We start from the raw sequence: 22,385 nt of genomic DNA, 5'->3' as shown, positions 1-22,385 counted from the left end.
GGCAGTTTCAGTTCAGCGGCTAACTCGTGATAGCCACTCTCGGCGCGCCTCTGGGTTGCGTCCAGTTCCGCATCGCTCGGGGCGTCCGTTGAGCATATTTTTGACTTGCTATTCGGCTTAATCATCACGCACCTCACGCCCCTGTAAAGGAACCGCGCCAGCCGGGCCAGCTAGCGCGGAGTGAAGGGTTAGGACCGTTTCAACGGCAACCGATGCAATGCGCGACGCGCCAGGAATAGCAGCCGATCCCTCTCCGGCAGCAACTCGCTTTCGCGCTTGTCCGCTATCTCTGCCTCGATGTGGCCCGCCGCATCCCTTGCGCTCATTCCATTGACCACCAGGTGAGCGAAGCAATGCTCATTGAATGCAGTCCAGTGGCCGCGATTCACGACTGGAAAGGGGATGATCTGCGCACTCATGCCAGCTCCCTCACCCAACGATCCGCTTTGCGGCGTGCGGAGCCTTTCAAGTGTGCGATAGGGACGATCAGAGACACGACCGGCTCGTCACGCTTGCTGGTGAATGCTGCGACGATGGCCAGCCATTCGCCGTTGGCACGCATCAGGGATAGCACCTTGCCCCTGCGGGTGGGCTTCATGCGCTGCTTGCGGCGTTCTTCTCTTGCGGCGCCGGCCGTCATGGTGGAAAGAAATTCACTGAATGTGGTGCTCATGCCGTCACCTCCGGCAAGAAGCGGATAACTGACTGGCGCTGCTTTGGCGTCCAGGCCTCAACCTGTGCGGCGCTGTGCGGGAACAATCCAGCCTTGACGGCACGGAGGATGCGTAGCACGTCTTGCCGCTCTTCGGCGTTCATGGCCTCCATGTCTCGCATGAGAGACGCCGCGGCCGGCGTGACGTACAGCACCTCACCGCCCGGCTCATCCGGGTGCTGCTGGAAGATCACGGTCACGGTCTTTTCGGAATGCTTGGCCATGATCATGATTGCGCCGCCTTGCGCGGGTACGCGCCATGCACGCTATTCGACAAAGCCCGGATGACGTCGGCTGTGAACGCCACCAGATAGGCGATCTCAGAGGACATGCCGTCCTCCACGGCTTGATCGGCGATGTGCCCGATCGATTCGGCAAGGCAGGCCGCCAGACTGGTGGCTTGATCGACATCAATGCCGGCGCGAACCTCGAACAGATCGTTGTCGATGACCGGGATATTGCCGAAGGTGGCTCGAATGGTGAGGCCGTTGGCTTCGTTCTTCATGACTTCACCTCCGCTGTGCCGCAACACCCGCTTGCGTTCTCACGAACTTCACCGAGGACTCGTTCAGCATGGTCACCCAGCTCGACCATTGCTAGGCTCAACGCTTCCACATCGCAAACATTGAGGCCGTGATAGCTAACATCGTCGTTTTCGCGCGCATCACTTTTCCCACGCTGATCACGGATCAACATTTCGGCGATTCGGTTGCTGGCATACAAGGCACGATCTACAGTAGCCAGCCGACGCCATACACCCACGGATAACGCCGGCTCTCTCTCTCGCCACTGCGTGTCATTACACCATTCCGTTACCGCCTGAAGTTCGCCGTCATGCACTACCCTACTCGCCATGATCCACCTCGTCTTCGTGACTGAAGGAACCACCCTCTGCATTGCGCAATCAGGGTGGCGGACGTACAGGTTTGGCGAACCGGGGATCAAGGAAGCCCGGCCAGCCCGAGGGCTGCCCTGCACGCCCGCCATAGAAGCGGGCATGACGCAACGGGCACAAAAAAAGCGCCATCGGCGCCGTTGCGCCTTGATCCAATCAGGTCGCCAAACCTGGTCACCGATTTTGCGGCGACGATTGGATCGTACTCGTCGTTTTGGATACAGGCAAGCGACATAGGACTCATCTTCCCAAGTGGCTAGCGTGGGTGATATCTCATGGCTACAACAATGCATAAGACAGTCGAGTTTTCCCGCGAGGAACTCTTCGATAAGGTGTGGCAAACGCCCGTGCTCAAGGCGGCACAAGAGATAGGTGTTTCTGATGTCGCACTTGCCAAAGCTTGCCGCAAAGCAGGTATTCCTTTGCCTGGGCGTGGTCATTGGGCCAAAAAAGAACGAGCGAGATCGAAAAGGCCGCATTTGCCCAAGATCACAACTCACGCTAACGAGATCATCCAGTTCACTGTGTTCGATCCGACGTTAGCCCCTCGCCGTCCAGTGAAACCCAAGGCCCCGTCGGTGGATGTGCCTGATGTTCTTATAGCGCCTCACGCGCTGGTGCAAGCAACGCTCAAGGCAGCCAGTAACACAGACGCTGTCGAAGGGCGCGTTCGACTCGACCGAAAGCGGACCTTGAATATACGTGTTTCGCCGATCCTTCTGGATCGGGCGGTTCGTATCTTCGATGCTCTTATCAAAGCTTCCGAACAGATGGGGTGCGTTTGGAAAATCACTTCCGAAGGCACGACGATCGTCACAACGAATGGCCGTTCCATAAAGGTTGAGCTAAAGGAGCGACTGTCGAAACGCGAGCTACCACCCCCACCACCTGTTTTGCCTGACCGCAAACGCAAAGGCATATGGGGACCGAGCTATTCCGCGATTTTTTCTGCTCCGGTGTATGAATGGATTTCTACCGGACAGCTGACCTTTTTGCTAGACGAAGATCTAGACGGGAGCACACGCAAGACATGGAACGATACGGCTAACACCAAGCTTGAAGAGAAGCTCGGTGACATCTTGGTCACGTTCCCTGTGGCTGCTGCAGTGCTCGATAGGTTGGATGAGGAGCGTGCCGAATGGCGTCGAAAATTTGAAATCGAGGAGCGTCAACTAGTCGAAGAAGCTAGGCTGGTAGAAGAACAAAGGCGATTGCGTAAGAAGCTTGTTTCCGCCATGCAAAGCTGGGAAAGGGCAGCGCGCATTCGTGCTTTCTGTGCCGCCGTTGCGGCAGACGTCGTTGAGGGAACGGCAGAGCATCAGATGGCTGTACCGTGGATAGCATGGGCATTGGAACAGGCAAAAGGCCTCGACCCATTGTGCAGCGACTTAAGCGATCTCCTTCGCCTCAGAGCCCCTGTTGAGGAATGGTTTACGGGAGATCAAGCTTATTCAGGAAACGGCGTCGACTGGTGGGGTGAGAGGCGCTAGCTCCGAAGCTCGCGCATTGCGCGACTCAGCCAGCTTTTCGCTTGATCGCAATGACGTCGCCGCCGACCCTCAGCGTGTCCAGGTAGGCCGCCCAATCAGCCATCAGGCGCTTGCGCCGTTGCAGCAGATCCCCGCGCTGATACGCGGCCTCGGCAGCATCCTTGAGTCGGTGCGCCATCGCGGCTTCAATCACTTCGCGGGGGTGTTGGGTCGTCTCGGCTGCCCAGTCGCGGAACGTGCTACGGAAGCCGTGCGCGGTGATACCGGGCTGCATTTCTTTCAGCAGCGCCATGCCGGCAGCGGTCGTGATCGCCTTGCCCTTGTTGCCGGGGAAGATGTAGCCGTGCGGTTTGACGGGCTTTCCCTTGGTTTTGGGGATCATGGAGCGCAGCAGCGCCACGGCAGCGTCAGACAGAGGCACGCGATGTTCCTTGCCGGCCTTCATGCGTTCTTCGGGGATGATCCACAGCGCGCCGTCCAGGTCGATCTCTTCCCATCGTGCGCCGGATGCTTCACCGGGCCGCGTGGCGGTCAGGATTTGCAGTTCCAGCACGCGAGCGGCTAGCCCGGCACGATCGCGCAGCCGTTCCATGAACTCGGCAATGCCGACATAGGGCAGCGCGGGACGATGCTCGACCTTCTGCACCTTGGAACGCTTGGGGAGTAGTTGGTCTAGATGGTTGCGCCACGCGGCAGGGTTGTCGCCGATGCGATACTTGCGCACGGTCGCCCACGCCAGCACGGACTCGATACGGCCACGCAAGCGGCTGGCGGTTTCGGTCTTGGTCGTCCAGATGGGGTCAAGGCATTTCATGACCAGCGCGGTATCGACCGCAGCCACGTCCAGCGGCCACAGGGGCGCGCAGTAGGTGCGCAGGGTGCTATCCCACTGCTCGGCATGCTTGGCGTTGCGCCAGCCGCTTCTATGGGCCTCGATATACAGCTCAGAGCATCGCCCGAACGTCATCCGCTTGGCCTGCTCGGTACGCGCCTTCTGTTTGACCTCGTTTGCGGAGTCGATGGGGTCGATGCCGTCGCGGAGCATGCGGCGATACTCGGCGGCACGTTCGCGGGCTTCCGGCAGGCTCACGTCCCACGCCGGCCCCATACCCTTGTCCCGTACCTTGCCGGTCAGCGGAGCGCGATAGCGGAACGTCCAGGTTTTGCGCCCGTCGCCCTTCACCAGCAGGTAAAGGTTGCCGCCGTCGCCGTGACGGCCGGGCTTGGCGTTCTTGATCGCCAGGGCAGTCAGACGGTTGATTTTGTGCGCCATGAAAAGTGTCCACCAAAGTCCAGCATACCACTCGCCGTTCCCATCACGCTGCTCCGGCTTTAGGCGGCTGTCAAGGGTCTAGCGCGAACTGCTGGGAACGTTGTATGACAACGCCTACAGGGGTTTTACTGTCCCTAGACGTTCGGGCGGTTTCATGGGTCTACTTTGACGGATGACACCCTCTCCGCCAGAAAGGCAAAACGCCCCCATGTGGGGCGTTTTGCCTTTCTGGCGGTGATGGCTGGGTGAGAACCCACCCAGGTTATTCGGCGCATCCTGTGCCTCACCCTTCGGGCCGTCGGCTTCGCCGGGTTCGCTCCGGCATCCTGCCTTCGCAGTCGACAAATTCGTCAGGAACAAATCTGGACAGCCGCAGGCTGGCCCCGCAGCGCCCAGCGCGGAGAGGTTCGGCCCAAGGATGGGCCGAACAATCTCGCCAGCAACCCCGCGGTATCCGCCCTCCTGCCCTTCCGACCACCACGGTCGTCGCCAAGCACCGGCGCCGCACCACCTCACAACCGCCGCCACACGCTCTGCCCATCCGCACTGCTCTTGTCCAGCGCGGCCAGGCGCTGCTCGTGCGCCGATATCTCCTCTGCCGATGCACGCAGCACACGTGGCCGCGCATGCAGCACCGCCGGTACCATCACCATCACATCGCGCTGCTCGGCGGCGCCCTCGAAGCCCAGGTCGAACGCCACCTGCCCCGAAGTCATCGCCAGGTACACGTCGGCCAGCAGTTGCGCGTCGATCAGGCCCCCGTGCAAATCGCGCCGCGAGTTGTCCACACCCAACCGCTTGCACAGGGCATCGAGGCTGTTGCGCTGCCCCGGGTAGCGCTCGCGCGCCATCGCCAGGGTATCCAGCACGCTGCAGCGGTCGCCGATCCGGCCCGCGGCATTGCCCAGTCGGGCCAGTTCGGCGTCGAGGAAGCCGATGTCGAAGCTGGCGTTGTGGATGATCAGCTCGGCGCCGTCGATGAAGGCCAGGAACTCCTCCGCCACCTCGGCAAAGCGCGGCTTGTCGAGCAGGAACTCGTCTTCGATGCCGGTGACCAGCCGGGCGCCCTCGTCGATCGCCCGATCCGGGTTCAGGTAGGTCTGGTAGTGCCGGCCGGTAAGCCGGCGCTCGACCAGTTCGACACAGGCGATTTCCACCAGGCGATGGCCCTGGCGCACTTCCAGGCCGGTGGTTTCGGTATCGAGAACGATCTGCCTCATGCCCTGCCCTTCATCAGCTCGGCCTGTTTGCGCGCGGCCTGGTCGACCTGCTCGTTTTCGATGTGGCCGTTGTGGCCCTTCACCCACTTCCAGCGCACCTGATGGGCGCCGACCGCATCGGACAGCCGTTGCCACAGGTCCTGGTTCTTCACCGGCTTCCGGTCGGCGGTACGCCAGCCATTCGCGCGCCACTTCGGCATCCACTGCTCGATGCCCTGCATCACGTAGCGCGAGTCGGTGGTGAGCGTCACCCGACACGGCCGCTTCAATGCTTCCAGCGCGCCGATCGCCGCCATCAGCTCCATCCGGTTGTTGGTGGTGGCCGGCTCGCCACCGGACACCATGCGCTCGCTACCCTGCGCCCGCAACAGGGCGGCCCAACCGCCAGGGCCCGGATTGCCGAGGCAGGCACCGTCGGTAAATGCTTCCACTTCGCTCATCGTTGCTCACGTATTCCATTGGAAATCACGGCGCCGCACTGCGCCGGGTACCCGGCGACAACCGGCCGTTCGCCGGCACGCGTACCGGTACCGGCGCAAGCCGCAGCGGCATGGCCGGACGCCGACGCTTGCGTGCCACCAGCACGTAGCCGCCACCGAAAGCACCGGCCAATGCGCCCCACGGTGCCTTCCGCCCCGGCCACACACCACCTACCCGCTGCAACTGCTCGACAGTCAGACCAGCCCGTTCGAGTTGATGCCGGAGCCGCCACGGCATCTGCAATGCCGGCGGCTTGCGGCGTGCATGCCAGTAGCACCACGGCGACCAGCCGCCGAGCGGATGCACGCCGGTCAACGCCAGCACGCCACCGGGTGCCAGCACGCGCATCGCTTCGTCGAGCAGGCTCGAAGGCAGCGGCGCCACCTCCAGCGCATGCCGTAACAGCACCAGCTCGAACGCGTCGTCGATGAAGGGCAACGGCTCGTCCGCGGCGGCCCGCAGATCGCCCTGGTAACGCCCGTCCCGCAGCTGCAAGCAGGTCCAGCAGCCGAACATCGGCAACGCCGGTGGCGCATCGTCACGGGAAGCGCCCAACAGCAGGGCGTGAGTGCCGAAGCAGCGCTGCAGGACCGGCTTCAACGCGCACGTCTGCGCATCCAGCAAGCGGCGCAATGGCGCGCTGGCATAGATGTCGTCACCCCGTTGCTGCTTGCGGTCGACCCGGTCATTCATCTGTATCGAGAGTGTAGCGGCTGACGACAACGGGCAGCAGTTCGAAGGCGGAGCGGAACTGCCGCACGCGGCTGAACAGCCGCCCGGCGTGTTAACGTTCTGCTAACGAGCCGGCACCGGCGCCCCTTTATATTCGACCGCCTCATGCGCGCCCCGGACGGTTGCGTCTGTCGTTCCCCAGGAAAGGCACCCGGCCTGCCGGGTGCTCCTCAAACGCAGCGGAGCCCGCCTTGCACCTCATCCCGTTACCGGCATTGGCCGACAACTACATCTGGCTGCTGCACGATGACCATGGCAACGCTGTCGTGGTCGACCCGGGCGATGCTGCGGTCGTCGAGCAGGCGCTGGTCGCGCATCGGCTGCAACTGCGCGCGATCCTGCTGACTCATCACCACCACGATCACATTGGCGGCGTGCCGGCCCTGCGTGCGCACCACGACGTACCGGTTCATGCGCCGGACGACGAGCGCATCGGCGAAGCGACTGCGCGAGTGCGCGATGGCGACCGGGTCGAGTTGGCCGAGCCCTCCGTGCAATTCGAGGTGATTGCGGTTCCCGGTCACACGCTCAGTCATGTGGCCTACGTCGGCGCCGGTATTCTGCTGTGCGGCGATACCTTGTTCAGCCTCGGCTGCGGCCGCCTGTTCGAGGGCACGCCGGCGCAGATGCTCGCCTCGCTGGATCGCCTCGCCCAATTGCCGGGGGACACCCTGGTATGCGGCGGCCACGAGTACACCGAGGCGAACGGACGTTTTGCACGCACCATCGAGCCGGCCAATGCCGATTTGCAGCAGCGGCTGCAGGAAGTCGCCGCGCTGCGCGCGCGCCTTCAACCCACCCTGCCGGTACTGCTCGCCAGCGAGTGGGCGACCAATCCGTTCCTGCGCGTCGACACCGACGCCGTCATCGCCTGGTGCGAACGGCAAGGCGCTGGCAACGACCGGGTCGCCCGCTTTGCTGCCGTACGCCGTGCCAAGGACGGGTTTCGCGCATGAGACGGTACGCTCGATTCCTGCCGCTACTGCTGTCGATGTTGCTCGCTGCCTGTGCCGGCATGCCATCGCACGGCCCACGGCCACCCTCCGTCGAGAGCTTGCCGGCACCGACAGCCTCCCCCGAAGCCGCACCGCCACCCGCCGAACCAGGGGCGCCCTCTCCCGCAGCCGACGTCTGGGAGCGACTGCGCAGCAGCTTCGCCATGCCCGGCTGCGACGCCGATCCCGCCGTGCTGGCCTGGGCCAGGCACTACACGCGCCACCCCCGGCAGTTCGAAAGCCAGCTGCAGGCGGTGATGCCGCGCCTGGTCTACGTGCAGCAAGTGGCGGACCGCTACGATGTCGCCGGCGAATTCGTGCTGTTGCCATGGGTGGAAAGCCACTTCCAGCCGGTACCCGCCCGCAAGCGCCGGCCGGCCGGCATGTGGCAGATCATGCCGGTGACGGCCGGCGCGATGGGGCTGCGTGTCGATGGCCACTACGACGGCCGGCTCGACGTACCCGCCGCCGCCAACGCGGTGATGAAACTGCTTGAGCAGTACCACGAACAGTTCCACGACTGGCGCGTGGCCGACTACGCCTACAACGCCGGCGAATTCACGATACGCAAAATGGTTCAGGCGCACGGCATGCCGGCGGCGCAGCCAGCGATTCCCCAATGGCCGGTGCGCAAGGTGACGCGCGAACACCTGGCCAAGCTGCTCGGCATGGCTTGTGTGGTGCGCGAGCCGGAGCGCTTCAACGTCAGCTTGCCCACGCTGCCGGACGAGCAGCAGCTGGTGCAGACCGGGATCTCCCACTCGATGCCGATCGCGCGGGCAGCCGATCACGCCGGCATGTCGGTGGAGGCGCTGAAACATCTCAACCCGGCATTCCGCAACAACACGATCGATACCAGCGCCGCCCCCTACCTGATCCTGCCTGCCCGGCATGCCCGGCAGTTCCGCGATGCCCTGCTGGAACAGGCCGACAGCTCCGGCGGCGATCTGCTGGCCAGCGCAAGCCGCGGCGACACTGCGCCCAGCCCGATGCCGGCCGCGAGCCCGCCGTGGAAGGTCCACACCGTGAGGCGCGGCGACAGTCTGTGGCAGATCGCGCGCAAATACTCGGTCGGCGTCAGCCAGTTGCGGCACTGGAACCACCTGAACGGCCACGCGCTGAAGCCCGGCCAGACGTTGACGGTAGGCGCCCCGGACTAGTTTCGTTGCCCGAACGGCGGGCGCCCGGCCGCGCCCCCGCCTCACCCGCAGCGTCGACCTTCATGGCGTCGCCCGGCAAGCCATCCGCCACACACGAAAAGGGGCAGCCCAAGGATGGCCACCCCTTCCTGCGCGGCGTCGGCCGTGCCCGACCGCCAGCGCCTACAATCGCTGCTGGTTGATCTTGATCTTGGTCTTCGCCTTGAGCTGGTCGATCAGCTCGCGCGTCGTCTCATAGCCGTAGGCCTGGGCCATCTGCTGGCGCAACGACTCGCGCTGCTCCGGCGGCACCTTGGACCGGTCGCCAGGCTGCACCTTGTCCACGGCCAGCAGCACATAGCTGCCGTCCAGCATGTCCACGGCGGCGAACTGCGGCTTGCCCTCCGTCGGGTGCGGCAGCAGGAACGCCTGCGTCAGCAGCGGCGCCGGGATCTGCGCGCGCCTTACCACCTCGTTCGCGGTGGTGATGCTGGCGCCCAGCGACTTGGCCACGGCGTCCATCGACTCGCCCTTGCGCAGGCGCGCCAACGCTTCGTCGGCCTGCTTCTTCTCGATGGCGGCGACGCGCGCGTCGAGGATTTTCTGCTGCACGTCGGCCCGCACCTCGGCCAGCGGCTTGGCCGCCGCCGGCACATGCCGGTCGACATGGATCACCACGGAGTGGTTGTTGCCAAGATCGATCAAACCGGAGTTGTTACCCTGTACCAGCACGTCATCGCTGAACGCTGCCGCGACCACCTTCGGATTCGCGGCCACGCCTTCGCCGCCCTTGCGCGTGAACAGGGCCGTGGTCTTGATCGGCAGCTTCAACGCAACCGACGCCGGCTCCAGCGAAGTCGGATTCTGGTAGGTGTTGTCGGACATCTTGCCGGCGACTTCGTTGTACGTGCGGTCGCGATCGGCCGTCGTCGCCTCCTTGACCAGCTGCTCGCGCACTTCCTCGAACGGCTTGGATTCGCCGCTGCGGATGTCGCGCAGCCAGATAATGTGGTAGCCGTCGGACGACAGCACCGGCTTGGAAATCTGGCCCTTCTGCATCGCGAACAGGGCCGAATCGAAGGCTTCGTTGGTCACGCCTTTTTCCAGCCAGCCGAGGTCGCCACCCAGGCGGCGGGAACCCAGATCCTGCGAATCCTGTTCGGCCAGCTTGGCGAAGTCGCCCGGATCGGCTTGCGCGGCGATCTTCTCGGCCTGGGCCAGGGCCGTCTTCTGCTGCTCCGGCGTGGCGTTGGCTGGCACGTTGATCAGGATGTGCGAGACGAGCCGCTGCTCCGGCTGGACGAAACGCTGCTTCTCGCTCGCGTAGCGCTTCCTCAGGTCCTGGTCGCTCGGCTCGGCAGCCAGCGGCAGATCCGCACCAACGACCTCGACGTACTTCACCGAGACCTGCTCCGGATTCATGTAGTCGGCCTGGTGCGCCTTGTACCAGGCCTCGATCTCGGCATCGCTGACCGTGCTGTTGTCCAACGCGGGACGCGGCAGCTGGAAATAGCGCAAGTCGCGGCGCTGGCCCAACAGCTTCAGGAAGCTGTCGAGCTGGGCATCGCTGGCGCCAGTGCTGGCATTGATCGCGGCCGGCAGCAACTGGGTAGCCAGCGACGTGCGGATCTCGTTCTCGAACATTTCCGGCGTCTTGTACTGGCTGGTGAGCCACGAGCGGTAGCTGGTGCCGTCGAACTGGCCGTTGACCTGGAACGCGGGGATCGAGGCGATGTAATCGCGCATGGCCAGATCCGATACCCGCAGCCCCCAGTCCCCGTTGGCCTGCAGCAGCAATTGCTCGTCGATCATCCCGTCGAGAATGCGCAGCTTCGTCTCGTTCTTCTCGAAGGCGCTGGAGTCGAACTGCTCGCCCTGCTGTTCGGCTGCCTGCTGCCGCAGCTGGTTCACGCGATCCTGGTAGGCGCGCTGGTCGATCTCGTGCTTGCCGACCTTCGCCACGAAGGCGTCGTCGTTCGACATGAAGTAGCTCTCCATGCCGAACAGCGACATCGCCAGGACGGCGAGGCCAAGCACAATGATGGACGGCCATCCGTGCATCTTGTTACGCATTGCCTGCAGCATTGAAATCTTCCCGCAAGGTGGTGAAAGCGCGTGGCGCGCGGATGGCACAAGCCGCCGTGCCGACGTGCCGACGTGCGTCCGACAACGGTACGGACGCTCATCGCTCAAATGACAAGGGCGCCACACGGGCGCCCTTGCGAACTGTGGCGGAGTGGACGGGACTCGAACCCGCGACCTCCGGCGTGACAGGCCAGCATTCTAACCGACTGAACTACCACTCCGCATTTTTCTGGTGGGTGCTGTAGGGATCGAACCTACGACCACCGCCTTGTAAGGGCGACGCTCTACCGCTGAGCTAAGCACCCGAAACCAAGCGTTAGCCGCTTAGTTTAGGGCATCCTTGAGGGTCTTGCCAGCCTTGAAGGCAGGCACCTTCGAGGCCTTGATCTTGATCGCTTCGTTGGTGCGGGGATTGCGACCGGTACGGGCTGCGCGCTTGCGCACGGTGAACGTACCGAAGCCAACCACCGAGACATCCTCGCCTTTCTTCAACGACTTCTGCACGGTCTCGAAGAAGGCTTCGAGAGCACGACCAGCGTCGGCCTTGGTCAGCTCGGCCTTCTCGGCGATGGCATTGATCAGATCGGTTTTATTCATTGAAAAACTCCCTTGTTCGGATTTCGTCAGTGCGGTCTGCCCGGAGACGGGACAGCAACGACATGGATGGTTGGCTCTTGCCTGGGCCGTAACGCAACCCCGCATCGCTGCGCTGACCTACAACGCCGGGACTGCGGTATCGCCTTTATACCAGCGCCTTGCCGGACTCCGCAACACAAGCCACAGCAACGTTTCCGCAAGATTCGCGACTTGCGGAAACGCTTGCAAAACCGACTCCGGGGGACTAGGGGAAATTTCGTCGACCGACGGCGAAAAACAAAAAGGTGCCCTGCACGGCAGGGCACTTCGAAGGGAGCACGGCAGGATGAAGCGGAGCCGGCGAATCAGTGCGTCAGCGAGTGCCCTTCCGCCGGCTCGCCGGCAACCGCCGCAGGAGCCGCCTCTTTGGCCGGATTCGGCTGCAGCGGGCGCTCCAGGGCGATATCCAGCACCTCATCGATCCAGCGCACCGGATGAATCTCCAGCGACGAGGTGATGTTCGCCGGCATGTCCACCAGGTCCTTCTTGTTGTCCTCCGGGATGATCACCGTGGTGATCCCGCCGCGATGGGCCGCCAGCAGTTTCTCCTTGAGGCCGCCGATCGGCAGCACGCGACCGCGAAGGGTAATCTCGCCGGTCATCGCCACTTCGGAGCGCACCGGCACCCTGGTCAGCGCGGACACCAGCGCAGTGCACATGCCGATGCCAGCGCTGGGGCCATCCTTCGGCGTGGCGCCCTCGGGCACATGGATATGCACGTCGAGCTTCTGATGGAACTCCGGATCGATGCCCAACTGGTCGGCGCGCGCACGCACCACCGAAAGCGCCGCCTGGATCGATTCTTTCATCACGTCGCCAAGCTGGCCGGTATGCACCAGCCGGCCCTTGCCCGCCACCACCGAGGCCTCGATGCTGAGCAGCTCGCCGCCGACCTGGGTCCAGGCCAGGCCGGTGACCAGGCCTACTTCGTTCTGCAGTTCCTTGCGACCGAAATCGAACCGGCGCACGCCCAGGTACTGGTCCAGGTTGGATGAATCCACCTTGATCCTGTCGGGGCTGGCCTTCGCCCTGCCCTTGGTTGCCTTCGCGGGCGAGGCTTTCGCCCGCGCCTTCTTCACCTGGCCCAGGGTCAGCTCCTTGACCACCTTGCGGCAGATCTTGGAGATCTCGCGCTCGAGGTTGCGCACACCCGACTCACGCGTGTAGTAGCGCACGATGTCGCGCAAGGCGTCCTCGGTGACGCTGAGTTCCTCCGGCTTCAAGCCATTCGCCTTGAGCTGCTTGGACAGGAGATACTTCTGCGCAATGCCCAGCTTCTCGTCCTCGGTGTAGCCGGGGATGCGGATGACTTCCATGCGGTCGAGCAGCGGGCCGGGGATGTTCAGCGAATTGGCGGTAGCGATCCACATCACCTCGGAAAGGTCCAGGTCGACCTCCAGGTAATGATCGTTGAATGCATGGTTCTGCTCCGGATCGAGCACCTCCAGCAGCGCCGACGACGGGTCGCCGCGGAAATCCATCGACATCTTGTCGATCTCGTCCAGCACGAACAGCGGGTTCTTGGTGCCCACCTTGTTGATGTTCTGCACGATGCGGCCAGGCATCGAACCGATATAGGTGCGCCGATGACCACGAATCTCGGCTTCGTCGCGCACACCGCCCAGGCTCATGCGCACGAACTTCCGGTTGGTCGCCTTGGCGATCGACTGACCCAGCGAGGTCTTGCCCACACCGGGCGGGCCGACCAGGCACAGGATCGGCCCCTTCATCACGGATACGCGCTGTTGCACGGCGAGGTATTCGAGGATGCGGTCCTTGACCTTCTCCAGGCCGAAGTGATCGGCGTCGAGCACCTCCTGCGCCAGTTGCAGGTCCTTGCGCACCTTGCTGCGCTTCTTCCACGGCACGCCAACCAGCCAGTCGAGGTAGTTGCGCACCACGGTGGCCTCGGCCGACATCGGCGACATCTGCTTGAGCTTGCCAAACTCCTGCCGCGCCTTGGCCAGCACGGCCTTGGGCATGCCGGAACCTTCGATCTTCTTCTGCAGTTCCTCGATCTCGTTGGGGCCGTCCTCGCCGTCGCCGAGCTCCTTCTGGATCGCCTTCATCTGCTCGTTGAGGTAGTACTCGCGCTGGCTCTTCTCCATCTGCGACTTGACCCGGCCGCGGATGCGCTTCTCCACCTGCTGCAGGTCCATCTCGCCATCGACCAGGCCGATCAGCAACTCCAGCCGCTGGCCGACGTCGGCGGTCTCCAGCACCTTCTGCTTGTCGGCCATGCGCACGGACAGGTGCGCGGCGATGGAATCGGCCACGCGCGAGGGGTCGTCGATACCGGACAGGCTCGCCAACACTTCCGGCGGCAGCTTGCGGCTCTGCTTGACCAGTTGCTCGAACAATGAGATCAGCGTGCGCGAGACCACGTCGAGCTCACGTTCCTTGGCGTTGTAGACCGGCTCGATCACGCGCGAACGGGCGGTCAGCATGCCGTCTTCTTCCTTGAAGCCCTCGACCGACACGCGCGACTGGCCCTCGACCAGCACCTTGACCGTGCCATCGGGCAATTTCAGCAGTTGCAGCACGCCAGCCAGCGTGCCGACCTGGTGCAGGTCGGTGATCTCCGGGTCGTCGATATCCGGACTCTTCTGCGCGACCAGCAGGATCTGCCGCTCGCCTTCCATCGCGCGCTCAAGTGCGCGCATGGACTTGTCGCGGCCGACAAACAGCGGAATGACCATGTGCGGATAGACCACCACGTCGCGCAACGGCAACACCGGCAGAGCGTCCAGCGCAACAGGAAGGGGGGCGTTCTTGGCCATGAAAGAGGGGTCCCTCGGGTTCAGATCTGGTTTCGTCCCGACACTGCGCCGGGCCCGTCAACTCGTCAAGTGGAGGCGACCGGGAGTCTACTCAAGGCGGGCTGGCCGCAAAAAACAGAACGGCCCCGGCGAAATCACCGGAGCCGTCGTCGCCGCAGACAGGGCTTGCAGGGGTCAGGCAGCGTCGCCGCCGTCACCGGCAACCCGTTGCTGCAGGTTGCCGCGATAGATCAGATAGGGCTCGGCCTGGCCCTGGATCACAGCATCATCCACCACCACCTTGCTGACGTGCTCCAGTGACGGCAACTCGTACATCGTGTCCAGCAGCACCTGCTCCAGGATGGTGCGCAGGCCGCGGGCGCCGGTCTTGCGCTTGAGCGCCTTGCGCGCGATCGCCTGCAGTGCCTCGGGGCGGAATTCCAGCTCCACCTCCTCCATCTCGAACAGCCGTTTGAACTGTTTGGTGACCGCATTCTTCGGCTCGGTGAGAATCTTCACCAGCGCCGCCTCGTCCAGTTCGTCCAGCGTGGCCACCACCGGTAGGCGCCCGACGAACTCCGGAATCAGGCCAAAGCGCACCAGGTCGGCCGGTTCCACGTCGGCCAGTACCTTGCCCAGGTTCTCGGTGCGCTCCTTGCTGCGTACCTCGGCCGAAAAGCCGATGCTGGTGTTCTCGGAGCGCTGCTGGATGACCTTTTCCAGGCCGGCGAACGCGCCGCCGCAGATGAACAGGATGTTCTTGGTGTCGACCTGCAGGAATTCCTGCTGCGGATGCTTGCGCCCGCCCTGCGGCGGCACCGAGGCCAGCGTGCCCTCGATCAGCTTCAGCAGCGCCTGCTGCACGCCTTCGCCGGATACGTCGCGGGTGATCGACGGGTTCTCGCTCTTGCGCGAGATCTTGTCGATCTCGTCGATGTAGACGATGCCCGACTGCGCCTTCTCGACGTCGTAGTCACACTTCTGCAGCAGTTTCTGGATAATGTTCTCGACATCCTCGCCCACGTAGCCGGCTTCGGTCAGCGTGGTGGCGTCGGCGATCGTGAACGGCACGTTGAGCAGGCGCGCCAGCGTTTCGGCCAGCAGCGTCTTGCCCGAACCAGTCGGGCCGATCAGCAGGATGTTGGACTTGCCCAGTTCGATATCGTCGCTCTTCTGGCGCGACTCGATCCGCTTGTAGTGGTTGTATACCGCCACTGCCAGCGCCTTCTTGGCGCGGGTCTGGCCGACCACGTACTGATCCAGCGATTCGCGGATCTCCTTGGGCTTGGGCAACTGGGTGCGGCCGGAAGCCGCCTTTTCCTCCAATTCCTCGCGAATGATGTCGTTGCACAATTCCACGCATTCGTCGCAGATGAACACGGACGGACCCGCGATCAGCTTGCGCACTTCATGCTGGCTCTTGCCGCAGAAAGAGCAATAGAGAATCTTGCCGCTGTCGCTGGAACGCCCCTGCCGGTCGTCGCTCATACTCTCGATCCCGCTGGTAAATCTGAATGCGTCGCGAGAATAACACAGGGCCCCGCGTCTGCCTGCAGACGCAGAGCCCATCCCGCGACCCTGGGGTAAAACCTCGAAATCAGGCCGATTTCACCGTTTCGCCGGCGCGCTTGTCGAGCACCTCGTCGATCAGGCCATAGGCCTTGGCGTCGGCAGCGCTCATGAAGCGGTCGCGCTCCATGTCCAACTCGATCTTCTCCAGCGTCTGTCCGGTGTGCTGGACATACAGCTTGTTCAGGCGCTCGCGGATATACAGGATTTCGCGCGCCTGGATCTCGATGTCGGTGGCCTGGCCCTGCGCGCCGCCGGAAGGCTGGTGAATCATGACGCGCGAGTTAGGCAAGGCGAAACGCTTGCCCTTGGCGCCGGCCATCAACAGGAACGAACCCATGCTGCAGGCCTGGCCGATGCACATCGTGCTGACGTTCGGCTTGATGAACTGCATGGTGTCGTAGATCGCCAGGCCGGCGGTCACCGCACCGCCTGGACTGTTGATGTAGAAGTTGATGTCCTTGTCCGGGTTCTCCGACTCCAGAAACAGCATCTGCGCAACGATCAGGTTGGCGACCTGGTCATTGACCTCGCCCACCAGGAAGATCACCCGCTCCTTCAACAGGCGCGAGTAAATGTCATAGGAGCGCTCGCCGCGAGCGGTCTGCTCGACGACCATCGGCACCAAATTGAGGTTCTGGATCGGATCCATGGCCATGTTTGCAGCTCTCCGCTCGATGGGCCCGATTGCTCAGGCGTTGGCTGGGCGCATCACGTCGTCGAAGCTCAGGTCCAGCTGAGTGGTCTTGGCGTGCTCGGCCACCCATTCGGCCACCTGATCTTCCATCACGCGATTCTGCAGCCCGGACATCAGTTGGGGGTCGCCGTTGTAGAGTTCAATGACCTTTTCCGGCTCCTCGTAGGTGGAGGCGATCGCCGCCAGCTGCTCGGCCACGCGCTTGCGGTCGATCTTGATCTCCTGCTTGCGCGCGATCTCGCCCATCAGCAGGCCGGCGATCACCCGCTGGCGCGCGATCGGCATGGCGGCCTCGATCAGCTGCGGCGGTGGCTGCTGGCCCTGCGGCACGCTGCCGGCAGCCATGTTGCGCGCCTCGGACTGCACCATCAGCTTCGGCACGTCCAGTCCGGCATGCGCCAGGGACAGTTTCTCCGCCACCTCGGACTTCAGGCGCGCCATCAGCGCCGCCTTCAGTTCGCGTTCGAGGTTCGCACGGACTTCCTTGCGGAACGTTTCCAGGTCGCCATCGGCGATACCGAACAACTTGGCGAATTCGGCATCGATCTCGGGCAGCTTCGGCTCCTGCACCTTGAGGATGCTGAAGCTGACCTGGGCGTTCTTGCCCGCCAGCTGCGCATTGCGGAAGTCTTCCGGGAAAGCAATCCCGGTCTCGAAACTGTCACCCATCTTGCGGCCAATCAGCGCCTCGTCCAGCGCTTTGAACAAGGTGCCCGAGCCCAGCACGCTGCCGGCACGCTCCAGGCCCTCGGTCGGGAAGCGGTAGTCGCCAGCCTCGGCCGAGTACTCGAACATCACGAAGTCGCCCTCGGCGGAGGCGCGATCCACCTCGTCGAAGCTGCGGCGCTGCTGGCGCAGGGTCTCCAGCATCTTGTCGATATCGGCGTCGGTCACCACCGCCATCGGCCGGCTGATCTCGAGCGCGGCCACTTCAACCACCGGGAACTCCGGCATGATCTCAAACGTCGCGGTATACGCGATTTCACCGTTTTCCGGCTCGCCGGTGGTGTCGATCGCCGGATTCGCGATCGGCTGCAGCTTTTCCTGCGCCACCGCCTCGCGCAGCGTGCTGCCGATCAGGTCGGACAACACCTCGCCGCGGACCTGGTCGCCGAACCGCTGCTTGATCACCGTCGTCGGCACCTTGCCCGGACGGAAACCTTTCAGGCGAACCGTACGGCCCATCTCCGCGATGCGCGCGCTCACCTGCGTCTCGAACCGCTCCGCGGGGAATTTCACCGTGAGCTTGCGCTCGAGCGTGCCGATGTTCTCAACCGAAACCTGCATGACGTCTCCTGGTACTACCTGATGTTGTGGGCCTGCCACAGGCGCCATGGCGGCCGTGCCGCCCGAAAACAAAGAAATCAACGGGGTATGGTGCGAAAGGGGGGACTCGAACCCCCACGGGGTTAACCGCCAGAACCTAAATCTGGTGCGTCTACCAATTCCGCCACTCTCGCCCTGCACCCTCGCCAAACGTGCGTAACCACCGGATTCTGAAACCGATTGTCACTTGCCGGAGCAACTCCGCAAGCGCCTCATCCCCATGGCCACGCCTGCCTAAGTCGATGATTCCCTTATACGAAAGCAGACCATTTTACGGTCGCGCGACCTTGCAGCACAAGCGCTGGCGGCTGCGAACGCGCCATCGCCGACGTGTCGCAACGTTCCGGCTGCGCAAAGCAAAACGCCGATCGCAAGCGATCGGCGTTTTGTCGATTGGTGGGCCGTGAAGGATTCGAACCTTCGACCAATTGATTAAGAGTAACCGCTATTTTGCCGGCGAGACAATGGCATAGCTCTTTGTTTTATCAGGAGTGAAGGCTCCGGAGAGGTTGATGGCGCTGGACCATCCCCGGAATTTTCAGGATACCAGACACCTTATATAGTAGCTGCGCCTGGGCATCATCCGGGCTGTTACAGCAGCCCGGCGCTCCGTTTTCTATGCGGCCGGCGCGACCGGCCAGTCGATGGTTTCGGGGAAGCCGGCCTGCTCGGGCACGTCGCGCAGCGCCTGGCGGTAGGTGGCCCATGCGGCTTGCGTCGCCGCCTCGAGCGGTGAATCGGCCGATTGCGTCCAGTCGCAGTTACGAAGCGCGCGATCGCGCTGCAGGCGCATCTCCGCGGCATGCAGCGCGGTGAGCAGTGATTCGGGCAGCACGTCCACGGCGGTCTCGCCGGGTTGCACGTCGTCGGCGGACGCGATTGCGCGGAAGCTGGTGGTGGTGATGGCGTACATGGTCAGCGCTCGAAAATGTAGCCAGTGGCGTACAGCGAGAAAGATGCTGCGTTGCCGGTGAGGTAGGTCAATGTTTGCGTGCTGGTTAGAACAAAGTCGCCCAGCAGCGTGCGCGAGGCCCTAATGAATTCCAGGATATTGGCGCTCGCTGGACTGCCAACATCGGCATTGGATACATAGACGATGCCAGTGTCATTGTTCTCAGCAAAGCCGGAGAGCACCATCGACGTGACCGGCACGGCACTCGAGCAATTCACGGTCGCATCCGTACCCACCGACGTGCCACTGGCTACGAGCTTGAGATCGGGGTTATTCAGATCGACGAGATACTTGATCGCTCCGGTTTGCGCATTGTGGGTGAATTTATGCAGCTGCGACGTAGCATTCGCGCGCACGCTACCGAGATACCGCCGCGACGTGTCGCCTGTCTTCGTGCGCGCCGTACCGTTATAGGCCGCTGCTGGCGCCGCGATGACAATCTCGATGTCCGGCACGCCGGCGTTGAGGTAAAGGTAGACGTGATACCAGGTGCTGGCCGCGAGTGCGAGACCAGCCTTCGCGGCGTTCGCGCCCAGGCGAATCACCCGCCCCAGGCTCGGGATATACGCGGCGCCGCTGGTCACGGTGAGCGCCGTGCCGCTCACCCACGTCAATTTGAGCCCTTTGATATAGCCAGGCGGAAGGAAGGCGCCGTTCGGCGCGCTCTTGTCGCCGGTGATGCCAAGCTCGATGGGTTCGCTGCCGTCGAGCGTGCCGGTGGCTACGGGCGCCAGTTGCGAGATTTTCAGGGCCATGATGATCAGGTCTCCACGATGCGCTGGGCGCCGGATTCAGTGACGCGCAGCTCGCCGGATTCGGTGAGTCGTCGCGCGGTGCGGTAGTAGTCGAAGGTGGCGGTGAGCGCCTGCCAGCTGGTGTAGCCATCGCGCTGGGCGGTGACCTCCACGCGCACGGTGCCGTCGCCGCTCACTGCCGGCGTGAGGGCCGTTGCGGCGATGCCGCTGGCGGTGCTGTCGAGCACGCCGTTGAGGTACACGGCGACGGTGTAGGTGGTGCCGGCCTCGGGGCCGATGTTGCCGGTGGTGGTGTCGATCAGCTGGTCGGCCTGGCCGCGGCGATCGCGATGCGACCAGGAAAGCGCGAGCGCGCCTTCCACGGTGGCGGGGTAGGCCACGCCCTGCACCTGCAGGTTGCCGGGTGCATAGGGGCGAATCTGGCGCTTGTTGAGCAGCAGGCTGGCGATGGTGGCCAGCGCGGGGTCCAGCGTACCGGCGCCGGCACGCGTGAGCAGCTTGGCGTTGATGGTTTCGCCGGTGGTGTACTCGGTGCGGTCGGCCGCGGTGTAATCGTCGGTGAACCACACGCGGGCGCCGAGCGCATGCTGGGCCGGGACGGTGTCGACGCAGCCGCGGGCCAGCGTGGCGGTGCCGGCAATGGGATCGAGCGCGTCGACGCGGTAGGTTTCGTCGTCGATCAGCGCCTCGCTGCCAATGGCAACAAGGTCGAGGTTGCGGGCGCCGGTCAGCGTGATGGCGACGGGCGCGGCGCCGGCCGGCATGGCGGCGCCGAGCAAGCCGGTCGGGGTGAAGTCACCGCTGGCGACCTCGGTGAAATTCCCGGTGGTGCCGATGCGGGTAGTGAGCGCGTAGTTGATCGGCACGCCGGTCGGGCGGGCTGCCAGTGCGCCCACATAGCCCGCCAGCGCCGTTACGGCGGCCAGGTCAGCCGGACGCAGGTTGGCGGCCAGGTCGCGGTAGCTGGCCTCCATCAGGCGCTGCACGGTGATCGGGTGCGGCGCGGTATCGGGCGGCACCCAGCCGGTGGGCTGGCTGGCGATGTACACGGTCTGCGGCCGGCCGTATGCGTCCTGGGCGAACGTGATCGTGATCGGGCGGTTCGGGCGATCGCCGCGACGAACCTCCAGCACGCGCAGCGGCATCTTGACGATGCCCTTGCGCTGCCACGAAAACGCGATCACATCGCCGCGTTTGATGCGCCATAAGCTGCTCTTCACTACCAGTTCGCCCGTGGCACCCAGGAAGCTCTGGGCGTTGCAATCGCGCGTGGCGGCCAGGTTGGCCTGGCTGGACTTGTAGAAGCCGGGGTATTCGACGCTCCGGGAGACTTTTCGGCCTTGGGCTTGGATGTTGGCCAGGTTCTGCGCTGGCGCGGTGTTGGCGTCCTTGTTGCTCGGCTGTTCGTGGTACTTCACGATCACTTCGTTGACCGTGTCGGCCAGCAGGGTCTGCTTGAACCGGGTCAGCTCGATGATGTTGCTCTCGTCGACCTGCACCAACGAATCGACGTCATAGCCGCCGCGCACCAATACGATCTGCTGCTTCAGCGTCTCGGGATCTTCCGTCATCATCGCGCCGAGGTGATCGCAGACGGTAGCCACGAAGTTGTCCACTGGCGTGGATGCGCGCCACCCGAGGCACAATCCGAGATCCTCGGCCTTGGCGGTCACGGCGGCCGCGCGGAAGTTGTCCAGGTCGATGTCCGTGTTGCGGTCCATGCCGCTGCCGATCTCGGGGTCGGTCAGCACCTGCATGATGATGTGCACGCCGTTCATGCCACGATCGACCTGCGCCAGCGTGGGCTCCCAGCAATCATCGTCGTACCAGCCCTTCAGCGCGCGCCGCACGCGCACGCCGATGGGCTTGATGTAGGGCGTAATGGCGCCGACCAGGCCAACGAACACGGCGGTAAACAGATCGCGGTAAGCCGGCTGCAGGCCGCCCTGCTGGGTAGCGAGGTAATCGTTGGGCAGCTGCGTGGCCTCGCCCATCATCACGTGCAAGGTGCCTTGCAGGCCGCCCTCTTTCTTGTCGCCGCCATACAGGTTGGGTGCGTTGATGGCGATCACGCCGGAGGTGGTCTGGTTGCCCGACCACGCCGTCTTGCCGTCGCCGGTGACCTCAAGCAGCACGTCCACGGGGCCCCGGCAGAAACCCAAGTGCAGGCCCATGTCCTCGCGATAGCCGATGGTAACCGCGCCGCCCTTACCCATTGCTCGATGCCTCCGCCTCGGCGCGCGCGATGGCCACCACGCGCCGTGCGAACGCGTCGTCGATGGCCTCGGCCTGGCTGATCGGCAGGCCTTCCTCAGCCAGTTGGCGCAGGTCGACGTTGTAGCGGACGCACCAGTCGCGAATGCCGTCGGCGCATAGCACGCCGACCCCGCCGAGCTTGGCCGCGCGCACATGTTGCATGGTGATGAGGATCTCGGCCATTACTTGCCGCTCTTGGTCTTGATGGGCGTCGTCTGTAGGTCGCCATTCCACAGTTCGTTGTTGTCGTTGATCACCACCTCGCCAAAGACCATGAGGATCTCGCGGCCATCCTCCACGGTAGGCGTCTGCAGATCCGCTAGGCTCGGCGGCTTTTTCGACGGCGTGCTCGGAAGCGACGAATAGACGTAGACGGCGGCGAGCAACGCAACGATGAGAGCGGCCCAGATCACG

23 protein-coding genes and 3 tRNA genes are annotated in these 22,385 nt (G+C 63.8%); 3 read left to right on the top strand and 23 right to left on the bottom strand.

What is annotated here, in order from left to right; genetic code table 11:
• Window positions 1-188: 188 nt before the first annotated feature.
• The 5 genes from RHOOR92_RS18340 to RHOOR92_RS19485 are packed head-to-tail and all read right to left on the bottom strand — an operon-like array spanning window position 189 to window position 1,435.
• Window positions 189-419, bottom strand: coding sequence for a hypothetical protein (locus RHOOR92_RS18340; RefSeq protein ID WP_037114670.1), 231 nt, complete (start codon window positions 417-419; stop codon window positions 189-191).
• Entirely contained in the window at window positions 416-673 is a 258-nt protein-coding gene (locus RHOOR92_RS0101540; protein WP_027489396.1) for a hypothetical protein, read from the bottom strand. The genes RHOOR92_RS18340 and RHOOR92_RS0101540 overlap by 4 nt, the downstream gene beginning before the upstream one ends.
• On the bottom strand, window positions 670-942 hold the full coding sequence (locus RHOOR92_RS0101535) for a hypothetical protein (RefSeq protein ID WP_027489395.1): 273 nt from the start codon (window positions 940-942) through the stop codon (window positions 670-672). Before RHOOR92_RS0101535 ends, RHOOR92_RS0101540 begins: the two co-directional genes overlap by 4 nt.
• Window positions 939-1,217, bottom strand: coding sequence for a hypothetical protein (locus tag RHOOR92_RS0101530; RefSeq protein ID WP_027489394.1), 279 nt, complete (start codon window positions 1,215-1,217; stop codon window positions 939-941). Before RHOOR92_RS0101530 ends, RHOOR92_RS0101535 begins: the two co-directional genes overlap by 4 nt.
• Window positions 1,214-1,435, bottom strand: a complete 222-nt coding sequence (locus RHOOR92_RS19485; RefSeq protein ID WP_231378285.1) for a hypothetical protein — start codon at window positions 1,433-1,435, stop codon at window positions 1,214-1,216. The genes RHOOR92_RS0101530 and RHOOR92_RS19485 overlap by 4 nt, the downstream gene beginning before the upstream one ends.
• A 459-nt stretch (window positions 1,436-1,894) precedes the next feature.
• On the opposite strand from RHOOR92_RS19485, the gene RHOOR92_RS19480 reads away from it, so the two are divergent.
• On the top strand, window positions 1,895-3,097 hold the full coding sequence (locus tag RHOOR92_RS19480) for a hypothetical protein (protein ID WP_155950190.1): 1,203 nt from the start codon (window positions 1,895-1,897) through the stop codon (window positions 3,095-3,097).
• Window positions 3,098-3,122: 25 nt separating this feature from the next.
• Here RHOOR92_RS19480 and RHOOR92_RS0101525 read toward each other — a convergent pair whose 3' ends face one another.
• The 4 genes from RHOOR92_RS0101525 to RHOOR92_RS0101510 all read right to left on the bottom strand — a co-directional run bounded on the left by RHOOR92_RS0101525 (window position 3,123) and on the right by RHOOR92_RS0101510 (window position 6,763).
• Window positions 3,123-4,370: an integrase arm-type DNA-binding domain-containing protein gene (locus RHOOR92_RS0101525; protein ID WP_027489393.1), complete on the bottom strand. Its 1,248-nt coding sequence runs from the start codon at window positions 4,368-4,370 to the stop codon at window positions 3,123-3,125.
• A 512-nt stretch (window positions 4,371-4,882) separates the two neighbouring features.
• Entirely contained in the window at window positions 4,883-5,590 is a 708-nt protein-coding gene (gene dnaQ / locus RHOOR92_RS0101520) for a DNA polymerase III subunit epsilon (protein ID WP_007511251.1), read from the bottom strand.
• Window positions 5,587-6,030, bottom strand: a complete 444-nt coding sequence (gene rnhA / locus RHOOR92_RS0101515) for a ribonuclease HI (RefSeq protein WP_007511249.1) — start codon at window positions 6,028-6,030, stop codon at window positions 5,587-5,589. The genes dnaQ and rnhA overlap by 4 nt, the downstream gene beginning before the upstream one ends.
• A gap of 25 nt (window positions 6,031-6,055) precedes the next feature.
• Complete coding sequence (locus tag RHOOR92_RS0101510; protein ID WP_007511247.1) at window positions 6,056-6,763, bottom strand: methyltransferase domain-containing protein; 708 nt, start codon at window positions 6,761-6,763, stop codon at window positions 6,056-6,058.
• Window positions 6,764-6,993: 230 nt separating this feature from the next.
• Between RHOOR92_RS0101510 and gloB the strand changes: the two genes are divergently transcribed.
• On the top strand, window positions 6,994-7,758 hold the full coding sequence (gene gloB, locus RHOOR92_RS0101505; RefSeq protein WP_027484346.1) for a hydroxyacylglutathione hydrolase: 765 nt from the start codon (window positions 6,994-6,996) through the stop codon (window positions 7,756-7,758).
• Window positions 7,759-7,961: 203 nt separating this feature from the next.
• Window positions 7,962-8,957, top strand: coding sequence for a transglycosylase SLT domain-containing protein (locus RHOOR92_RS0101500; RefSeq protein ID WP_027484345.1), 996 nt, complete (start codon window positions 7,962-7,964; stop codon window positions 8,955-8,957).
• 162 nt (window positions 8,958-9,119) lie between these two features.
• On the opposite strand, the gene RHOOR92_RS0101495 is transcribed toward RHOOR92_RS0101500, so the two are convergent.
• The 14 genes from RHOOR92_RS0101495 to RHOOR92_RS0101430 all read right to left on the bottom strand — a co-directional run bounded on the left by RHOOR92_RS0101495 (window position 9,120) and on the right by RHOOR92_RS0101430 (window position 22,384).
• Window positions 9,120-11,021 (bottom strand): SurA N-terminal domain-containing protein, encoded by a 1,902-nt coding sequence (locus RHOOR92_RS0101495; protein ID WP_027484344.1) that lies wholly within the window; start codon window positions 11,019-11,021, stop codon window positions 9,120-9,122.
• A gap of 144 nt (window positions 11,022-11,165) precedes the next feature.
• Window positions 11,166-11,242, bottom strand: a tRNA-Asp gene (locus RHOOR92_RS0101490).
• Between the two features lie 9 nt (window positions 11,243-11,251).
• Window positions 11,252-11,326, bottom strand: a tRNA-Val gene (locus tag RHOOR92_RS0101485).
• 19 nt (window positions 11,327-11,345) lie between these two features.
• On the bottom strand, window positions 11,346-11,618 hold the full coding sequence (locus tag RHOOR92_RS0101480; protein ID WP_007511239.1) for an HU family DNA-binding protein: 273 nt from the start codon (window positions 11,616-11,618) through the stop codon (window positions 11,346-11,348).
• A 344-nt stretch (window positions 11,619-11,962) separates the two neighbouring features.
• The gene (lon, locus tag RHOOR92_RS0101475; protein ID WP_007511236.1) at window positions 11,963-14,437 is read right to left on the bottom strand and encodes an endopeptidase La; all 2,475 of its coding nucleotides are present in this window, start codon (window positions 14,435-14,437) and stop codon (window positions 11,963-11,965) included.
• 174 nt (window positions 14,438-14,611) lie between these two features.
• Window positions 14,612-15,904: an ATP-dependent Clp protease ATP-binding subunit ClpX gene (gene clpX / locus RHOOR92_RS0101470; protein ID WP_007511234.1), complete on the bottom strand. Its 1,293-nt coding sequence runs from the start codon at window positions 15,902-15,904 to the stop codon at window positions 14,612-14,614.
• Window positions 15,905-16,013: 109 nt separating this feature from the next.
• Window positions 16,014-16,643, bottom strand: a complete 630-nt coding sequence (gene clpP / locus RHOOR92_RS0101465; RefSeq protein WP_007511232.1) for an ATP-dependent Clp endopeptidase proteolytic subunit ClpP — start codon at window positions 16,641-16,643, stop codon at window positions 16,014-16,016.
• 33 nt (window positions 16,644-16,676) lie between these two features.
• Window positions 16,677-17,969 carry a trigger factor gene (tig, locus tag RHOOR92_RS0101460; RefSeq protein ID WP_027484343.1) on the bottom strand — a complete coding sequence of 431 codons (1,293 nt, stop codon included), beginning with the start codon at window positions 17,967-17,969 and terminating at the stop codon, window positions 16,677-16,679.
• A gap of 88 nt (window positions 17,970-18,057) precedes the next feature.
• Window positions 18,058-18,142: transfer RNA gene (locus RHOOR92_RS0101455), tRNA-Leu, on the bottom strand.
• A gap of 482 nt (window positions 18,143-18,624) precedes the next feature.
• Window positions 18,625-18,921 carry a tail fiber assembly protein gene (locus tag RHOOR92_RS18335; RefSeq protein ID WP_037114667.1) on the bottom strand — a complete coding sequence of 99 codons (297 nt, stop codon included), beginning with the start codon at window positions 18,919-18,921 and terminating at the stop codon, window positions 18,625-18,627.
• A gap of 2 nt (window positions 18,922-18,923) precedes the next feature.
• A complete protein-coding gene (locus RHOOR92_RS0101445) occupies window positions 18,924-19,715 on the bottom strand; it encodes a hypothetical protein (protein WP_027489392.1) in 792 nt (263 codons plus the stop codon).
• 5 nt (window positions 19,716-19,720) lie between these two features.
• Complete coding sequence (locus RHOOR92_RS18330) at window positions 19,721-21,931, bottom strand: phage tail protein (protein ID WP_051281112.1); 2,211 nt, start codon at window positions 21,929-21,931, stop codon at window positions 19,721-19,723.
• A complete protein-coding gene (locus RHOOR92_RS0101435) occupies window positions 21,924-22,154 on the bottom strand; it encodes a hypothetical protein (RefSeq protein ID WP_027489391.1) in 231 nt (76 codons plus the stop codon). The genes RHOOR92_RS18330 and RHOOR92_RS0101435 overlap by 8 nt, the downstream gene beginning before the upstream one ends.
• The gene (locus RHOOR92_RS0101430) at window positions 22,154-22,384 is read right to left on the bottom strand and encodes a hypothetical protein (RefSeq protein WP_231378284.1); all 231 of its coding nucleotides are present in this window, start codon (window positions 22,382-22,384) and stop codon (window positions 22,154-22,156) included. Before RHOOR92_RS0101430 ends, RHOOR92_RS0101435 begins: the two co-directional genes overlap by 1 nt.
• Window position 22,385 lies beyond the last annotated feature (1 nt).

This window comes from Rhodanobacter sp. OR92 (assembly GCF_000427545.1).
GTDB lineage: Bacteria > Pseudomonadota > Gammaproteobacteria > Xanthomonadales > Rhodanobacteraceae > Rhodanobacter > Rhodanobacter denitrificans.
Note: the sequence above shows the minus strand (reverse complement) of the source record. Positions and strands in the feature narration are given on the sequence as shown.